Here is a 7,675-nt window from a genome sequence, read left to right as displayed (position 1 = left end):
CGCTCCTTTCTCATCTATTTTGCGCTTCTCGCAATAAAATTACTCTCCGGTGTTTCGTTTTGCAAGAACCTCATTAGATTGGTTAATTAAAATCGAAATATAAATTAAATTATTTATAAGTGATTTTCCTCAAAGCCACGCTACCTGAATAACTATAAAGCCATGCACGGATTGAGAGACAATCTCGCTGAAATTTAAGGTCTATTATTCCGATTTAGCGGTTCGAGAGCGCGAGGTAGACGCTAAAACAGACTCCAAGATTTTTAAAAATATCCTTGTGTTACATCCCACCAACATAGATTTGACCCTCTTTCATCACGAAGATCGGGCGGGCGGTCGTAGTCATATCACGGAGCGGGTTACCTCTAACCGCTATGATGTCGGCAAACTTACCGCTGACGAGGCTGCCTGTTAGATCGGACACCCCCAACAGCTCCGCCGCGCTGGCTGTACCGGCTATTAAGGCCTGTTCCGGCTTCATGCCTGCGTTGGTCATTAGCTCAAACTCGAACCCGTTGCGACCGTGCCGACCCACTGCAGCATCGGTACCCATCGCGATTGGAGTGCCGACCTTCAGTGCCTGCTGAAACATGATTGTTTGTTGTGCTATGGCGGCCTTGGCTTTCATTGCGATCGCCGGCGGGAACTTGTCCAGTTTGAATCCTGACCCATTCAAAGCCGACAAGGTCGGAACCAGGTAGATATGTTTCTTTTTCATCTCGGCCAGAGTCGATTCTTTTAGGAACGATCCGTGTTCGATGGAATCAACACCAGCCATGATTGCCATCTTTGCCGCCGTATCGCCGTGGCAGTGTGCAGCGACTTTGCGGTTCCACCGATGCGCTTCCGAGACGATGGCGTTCATCTCTTCCTGTGTCAGTTGTACGTTGTCGACCGGGTCGGAAAGCGATAGTACGCCGCCGGAAGGCATGAATTTGATGACGTCGGCACCGTACTTGACCTGATACCGCACGGCTTCGCGACACTGATCGGCGCCATTGCAGATCCCCTTAATGGTGCCGGCAACAGCGATGGTCTGCGGCGGAATCGGATCCTGATCGGCATGGCCACCGGTCGAGCCGATGGCATAGTTTGACACCAACATGCGTGGTCCTGGGATCATCCCGTCGCGAATCGCATTACGCAAGCCTAAGGCAATATAGTCACTTGATCCAACGTCACGCACAGTCGTCACTCCGGCTTCCAAGGTGATCTTGGCGTAATGCGCGCCATATAGCGCCTGCTCGGCCGGAAACCGCATGATTCCGTCGAAAAAATCCTTGTACCAGTCGTCCCCAGACTCACCGGACAAATGTACATGCGCATCGATGAAGCCGGGCATCAGAGTGGCGTCACCCAGATCGATCACCCTGGCGTTCTGCGGCAGGGGCCCCTGGTTGCCCATCGACTTGATCTTCCTGGCATCGATGACGATTACGCCGTTGTCGAGCAGTTTGCCGCCCACAGCATCGAACAGGTGAGCCGCTTTAAGAACGATCGGTTGGGACGCCTGATCTGCGGCAACGGCACATTGTGCGGCGATGGTGGTGATGACTGAAAAAGATAGTTTCAACAAAATGCCGCTGCGAATGCTCATCTAGATTTGGCCTTTGGAGTTGTTGGAAGCGCGAGGAGATTGCGCCTCAGGGTTAAACAACGGTCCAGCGGGTAGTGTCAATTGGCAAATTTTTTAAAGTAACTTAGACAGCATCTTTTATTGCTAATGAGCTAAATCGCTAGCGATAATGGACCTCAGTCGATTCCTAGAACCCTCAGGTTATTTGACGTAAATCGTACTTGGTCACCAATTTTCAACCCCGTTGCGAGCTGACTCCATACTCGACATGCATTTTGATGACCGTTATTCGGACAATTCACGATCGGCCGAATATGTCCGAGGCTACGTAAAAACGCCGCAACACGTGAACCCGATTGTCTTCATCATTTGGCAATCAATTCTCACTCAAATTTCGCCATTGCATTGAAAACTTCAAAGAATAAACATCCGCTCCCGGTGTTCTTGTCTAAGTGTGCGCCACTATCGTCCAATACTTTCAAGCCGATGTTTCGAATGCGCAATTCATCCACTGTTGTCACCAAGTGCTTCAAGTCACGACCTAGGCAATCCATTTTCCACACCAACTGCATAGTGCCGGTCTGGAGCGCCTAAAGGCAAGCATTCAAGCGAGGCTGATCGTGCTTAACGCCTGACGCTAAATCCGAATAAATCTGTTCTTGCTCAACACCGCTAGCCAACAGCACATCTCCTTCCCTCACCAACGTCTGTCTTCCATCGCTTTTGGAAACTCGAACATACCTAACTGGCAGAGGACATTCAATGTGCAAGAAAAGCTGAAATCAATGCGACAGTATGACGTAAATTTTTTTAATGAATTTTCTTGAAGTTTTTCTTTCTTTTTGGCCATTTTTTCAATGCGGTTCTTACCTGCCGACTTTGAAAGAGAATGGAGGATGAAACAAGAATAAAAGGTCACTTAAAATCTTGGAATATGCCGTCAGCTAACTTGAACTCTTCCATATTCAGGAGAGAGTAGTCGTCAATGTATCCATTGGTCTTCAGACGATCGCAAAGATAATGCAGATTATAGCGTATGGATCATGTCAAGGGAAATCCGTACAAGTCTAACTTTAGTTTCTGGTGTCTCCCAATTCCATTGTATTGAATATCGCCATTGTGGGTGCTGGTAACATCGGCAGTGCTTTCGCCTTCCAACTCGTCTCCGATGATCGCTGTCACCGGGCGGATTAGTGGCAGAGATCTTGGTTCCGCTATTGCAGATGTAAAAGTCGTGATGGCTCAGAAAAATTTACTTCCAAAAGGTAGCTACTATCAATTAGGTGGACTATATGAGCAACAGCAGATTGCTTTCCAGGGATTACTTTCGGTTTTTGCTGCGGCAAGTACCTTAGTCTTTCTATTACCTTTGTCTATATATGAAAGTTTCCGTCTGGCGATTGCTATTTTGTTGACTGCTTTGCTCGCGGTATCGACGGTATTTATTGGTCTTTGGATTACCCATACAGAATTGAATATTTCCGCGATGATGGGTATGACAATGATTATCGGAATGGTGACTGAAGTCGCCATTTTCTATTTTTCTGAACACCAAGATCTAATTACGCAAGAAGATCTGCTCGCTTCAATGATACATGCAGGTATTAACCGTATGCGCCCGATTGCGATGACGATGATCGCAGCGATTTTGACTTTACCACCATTAGCGTTTGGGATCGGACAGAGATCGGGTAGAAAGAAGTTGCTACCGGAACTTTAAGATGTGCCCCTTTAGGCCAGTTTCGTTTACTGGATACTGAAGTACAAAAATAGGATCGACAGCACTTGGAAAAAATCGGCACATTCCAGCCAAATTGACCTCATTGCAAACTTATCCTTGCTAATCAATCAATTCGTATTTATTCAAAGATTTGATTGACAGACAGACAGGGCTAGATCGCGTCGACAACTGCAGTCAAGAATCTGCCGACCTTAAGGTGCGCTCGATGTCGATCTAGATCAGCCAAACGTAAAGTCTTTAAAACAATATTGACTGATCAATCGAACTGGAAAGCAATTAGTAAGTGACGATCTGGGTACAGCTCGTTATTGCAGTATTGGATGACTTATCTCAATAAGATTACCCCAAGGATCGCTAAAAAATGCGAATCGTACGTCCATCCTTGGCGCGTCTCGCGCCTCGCTGACGATTCTGACTCCGCGGCGCTTTAATTCTTCGATAGCTAAGTCGACATTTGCCACGCGCATGCAAAGATGGTGCCAACCACCAACTCTATGGGTGTGGATTAGTTGCTCATAACTAGGGCGTTCTGTACATCCCGGACCTGCGATAAATTCGATAAGAAAACTGTCATCGCTTGCGGGCGCAAGAAAAGCGAGAGTTTTTTCACCTAACTGCATTGTTCGTACCAACCTAAAATCTAGCTTGTGAGTGTACCAAGCGGCTGCAGCCTCAAAGTCTGGCACGCGAATGCCAACATGGTTGCCTCTCCAAGAAGCGAATGGACTGGACGCGTTCTTTGGGAACGCGTTATCAACTGAGTTCATACTATATTCTTCCATAAAGTAAATTTAGTGCAGCAATCATAACGTCCACTAAATGGATTGATAACGATGCTGGAACCGAATAGACTGTTCGCCATGAAGAACAATCATGAGTTAACTCTGGACGATTTGTCTGTCTTTGTCGCAGTTTGCAAAGCGAATGGCTTTCGCGCGGCAGCAAACCAGCTTGGATTGTCGCCTTCCCATGTGAGCGAGATCATCACTCGCATCGAGAAGCAATTAGGATTACCTCTTTTAATTCGCAACACTCGCAGTGTCATGCCGACTGAGGCAGGGCGTTTGCTCGAAAGTCGTCTCTCGCCATTGTTGATGCGGCGGCTGCTGCCATTGGGCTCGCATGTGATGGGCATGGCCTCATATGCACATTTAAGAATTGGCTTGATCCCTTTTTCGAAAGCGGACAGCTCTAGCCGGTCATGCCCGACTGGTGGCAACGGTTCGAGGGGCCAAGGTTATACTTTACTAGTAGACGTATGCCAGGTACCTTGCGTGCTTTTGTGAATATGATTATAGAAACAGCGTAATGCACAACGTCGCTCAAAATATGTGTACACGGTGCTCAGTGGCGGAAACAAGTCTTTCCAATTTCCGAGTTGCAATATCTTTACCGAGCCAATGTAACGATTTCGAAGGTATTTTTTCTCTCAACCGCGGTCAACCCCAAATTCCTCTAACGGCACATTGTTGACACTCGCATTTTCAATTGAAAATCTGAATTTACGAACCGACCAACAGGTGCTGAAGTAATTCTGTATCTTGACCCACTCGAAATTTGGCGGAAGATGCGTTCAGTGATTTCCGGTTATCGACCTGTAATTGCAATCAAATATGATTACTTAACATCCACAAATTTCGAGCGGCTTGATTCGCTAGAGGTTGCTTCAGGTGGGCAAGGCCGCACGAGCGTTTGGTTCTTCACTCGGCGGTCAGCTAGGATGCAATGGCACTGCGCGCGGGGGCTGAGGGTCTGTTACAGGGGCTGGTAAGCTATCCCTAAAATCCTGATAACACTCATCGAGCACATGACGCGTAAATTTGCCGATAGCCGCGTACTCGATCTCAGTTAGGTTGGCCAACGAGACCCGCGCCGAGGTGTCGATCACATCAAAACCGTTACCCGGCAGCAGAACCACACCGGTTTCTTGCGCAAGCCGGAAAAGAAAGCTGATACCAAGATCGCTGCGGACGAACCATGCTTCAAATTCGGGCCCATACAATGCGCCGCCAATTTCTTGCAGATCGATCAACGAGTAATAGTTCACGTCATTGGGCGTGCGCAACGCCTCGATACCCATATTGCGATACAAGGTCTGATAGCGCTTGCGCAGTAACTGTTTGGCCGACTCCTTGTAGCGGTGTTCTCGGTCCATGAGTCCATTGAGCGCGAACAGTGCCATTTGCAGTTGTTGCGGCAGTGATAATCCGGCGGTATGGTTGAGCGCGACGGCGCGGCTGTCAGCGACCAGTCGATCGATGAAACGAATCGTGCGCGGCGTGGTGGTGAGTGAAGCGTATCGTGCGTCGAGAAGCACTTTTTCCGCCTCCGGTAATGCTGCCAGCGCCGCGTCAAAAACATTTTCGTCATGTAGCGCAATGGTACCTAGGCGCCATCCTGTTGCGCCAAAGAACTTTGAGAATGAGTACACGCAAAGTGTATTTCGTGGGCACTTTGCGAACAGCGACACAAAATTATCCGCAAAGGTGCCGTATACATCATCGGTGACAATGAACAGATCCGAGCGTTGTTGCGCTACCAGCGCGGCCAGTTGATCGAGAACTTGATCTGATAACTTGGTCGAGGGTGGATTACTCGGATTGACGAGACAAAACAGCTTTACTGCTGGATCGCGCAGCTTGTCAATTTCACTGGCCGGCAGCTGCCAGTCAGCGTGTCCGTCCATGCGAATATCGACCACCTCGAGGCCGTATTCGGCTAGTCGAGGGATTTCCAAATAAGGTGAAAAGATCGGCGTGCTGATGGCGATCTTGTCACCCGGCTTGATCAAGCCGTTGGCTCGCAATGTTTGGAAAATATACGTCATCGCGGCCGTGCCGCCCTCAGTGGCAAACACCGAGAACGATCCCTGATGGGCGAGCGGGCCGAACATTTCCTGCGCCAGATACGCTTTGACGATTTCTTCCGTATGCGCCAGCATACGCGGCGGGGTAGGGTAATTACATCCAAGAAATGCTGCCACCATCTCAAACAGAAACGTCTCTTGGTCAAGTCCGAGCTGATCCTTCACATAGGAAATCGCTGCACGCAGAAAGCGTACACCATCCGTGCTGCGATGAGCCGTGGCATAGATATCGAACCGGTGCACGATGCCGCTGCGCTCCGGCAGTCCACCAAAGCCGCTGTCAAGATACGAATATGACCGCTCGGCTTCGCGCATAGAAAAATCGCCCAAGCTCAGGAATGCCCAGCGCGGCAGTGTCGCCAGAAAATTCGGATTGCCGCGACCTGCATTGAGCATCATGCGCTGCGCATCCGAGGAAGCAATGGCGATGAGCTGATCTTTGAGTTCAAACGGGCTGAGGTTCGCAAATTGCTGAAAATCTTGTTGCGGCATGATAGGACTCGATCGCAGTTTAGGGCGTGGCATTTGTGGTGATGATTCCAACGATGACTGGACCCCAAAGGGTTAGAAACACATTGGCAACGGCGTAAGTAACGGTAAAGGACACGACAGGGGTTGCATTGCCTGCTTTCTCGAGCAACGCTGCAAACGCTGGGTTGGCGCTGCGTCCTCCGGCGACACAGGCGAGCGCTTCGATCGGATTGCGAATGCGCAGGACGTACCACGAAAAAAAGAAAGTAACGACTTGGGGTATCAGCGTCACACCAGCGCCGAGCAACAGTAGTGTGAAGCCGTGCTGCCGGATTGCGACCAATGCCTGCGGTCCTGCCGAGATCCCGACGATGCCAACAAAGACTGCGAGACCAAAATCGCGCAAGAAGTTGGACGCGCCCACGGGCAGTGCCGACACACCTGGATGGACACTGCGAAGCCAGCCGAACATCAGGCCGGAGAGTAGACATCCACCGCCACTCCCGATCGAGATCGGGATACCCATGATGTGGAACTGCACCATGCCAATCAGAATGCCGATCAACATGCCTAATCCCATGAAGATGAAATCAGTGACCGCTGCCGGATTGATCTTGTAGCCAATTTTTGTTTGCACTCGGTCCAGATCCACGGGGCTGCCGGTGAAGTGTAATTCATCACCGCTTTTCAGGATGATCTTGTTGAGCAGCGGAAGCGCTAGGCCCATGCGCAAGACCCGTGTCAAAAATACGCCGTGACGTGTATCCACCGTTACGTGGTCGTGAATTTCGCCGACTTCACGCCCGCTCAGCGCGCGATTGGTCAAAATGATTTCACGACTCTCCTGCACCAGTAACATGTCCGCCGGCGCGCTGATTTCCTTGCCGAAGTAATCGGCTGCGGCTTCCATGACGGCAATCAGCCCAGTAACCGCCACCATGTCTCCGGCCAGCACGACGGTGGTGTCCGCGATCGCCAACGGTTGTCCAGACCGATAAATCGCCTCTACCGAGGCATCCGA

The 7,675-nt window shown here is 49.9% G+C and carries 6 protein-coding genes and 1 pseudogene; 2 read left to right on the top strand and 5 right to left on the bottom strand.

The window, feature by feature from the left end; all coding sequences use genetic code 11:
- Positions 1-280: 280 nt before the first annotated feature.
- Together QN395_RS20600 and QN395_RS21720 are read right to left on the bottom strand one after the other, a co-directional pair.
- Complete coding sequence (locus QN395_RS20600) at positions 281-1,597, bottom strand: metal-dependent hydrolase family protein (protein ID WP_323492929.1); 1,317 nt, start codon at positions 1,595-1,597, stop codon at positions 281-283.
- A 362-nt stretch (positions 1,598-1,959) separates the two neighbouring features.
- On the bottom strand, positions 1,960-2,148 hold the full coding sequence (locus QN395_RS21720; protein WP_369124346.1) for a recombinase family protein: 189 nt from the start codon (positions 2,146-2,148) through the stop codon (positions 1,960-1,962).
- Positions 2,149-2,699: 551 nt separating this feature from the next.
- Here QN395_RS21720 and QN395_RS20595 point away from each other — a divergent pair.
- Positions 2,700-3,296: an efflux RND transporter permease subunit gene (locus QN395_RS20595; RefSeq protein WP_323493135.1), complete on the top strand. Its 597-nt coding sequence runs from the start codon at positions 2,700-2,702 to the stop codon at positions 3,294-3,296.
- Positions 3,297-3,622: 326 nt separating this feature from the next.
- Here QN395_RS20595 and QN395_RS20590 read toward each other — a convergent pair whose 3' ends face one another.
- Positions 3,623-4,084: a VOC family protein gene (locus QN395_RS20590; RefSeq protein ID WP_322118319.1), complete on the bottom strand. Its 462-nt coding sequence runs from the start codon at positions 4,082-4,084 to the stop codon at positions 3,623-3,625.
- A 66-nt stretch (positions 4,085-4,150) separates the two neighbouring features.
- On the opposite strand from QN395_RS20590, the gene QN395_RS20585 reads away from it, so the two are divergent.
- Entirely contained in the window at positions 4,151-4,603 is a 453-nt protein-coding gene (locus tag QN395_RS20585; protein ID WP_323492930.1) for a LysR family transcriptional regulator, read from the top strand.
- A gap of 425 nt (positions 4,604-5,028) precedes the next feature.
- Here the strand turns inward: QN395_RS20585 and QN395_RS20580 are convergent, their stop codons facing one another.
- Positions 5,029-6,675, bottom strand: a complete 1,647-nt coding sequence (locus tag QN395_RS20580) for a bifunctional aspartate transaminase/aspartate 4-decarboxylase (RefSeq protein ID WP_323492931.1) — start codon at positions 6,673-6,675, stop codon at positions 5,029-5,031.
- A gap of 19 nt (positions 6,676-6,694) precedes the next feature.
- Positions 6,695-7,675 (bottom strand): annotated as a pseudogene (locus QN395_RS20575) (aspartate-alanine antiporter); the annotation flags it as partial.

Source organism: Undibacterium sp. RTI2.2, from assembly GCF_035018705.1.
GTDB lineage: Bacteria > Pseudomonadota > Gammaproteobacteria > Burkholderiales > Burkholderiaceae_D > Undibacterium.
This window is presented reverse-complemented; position numbering and strand designations above follow the sequence as displayed.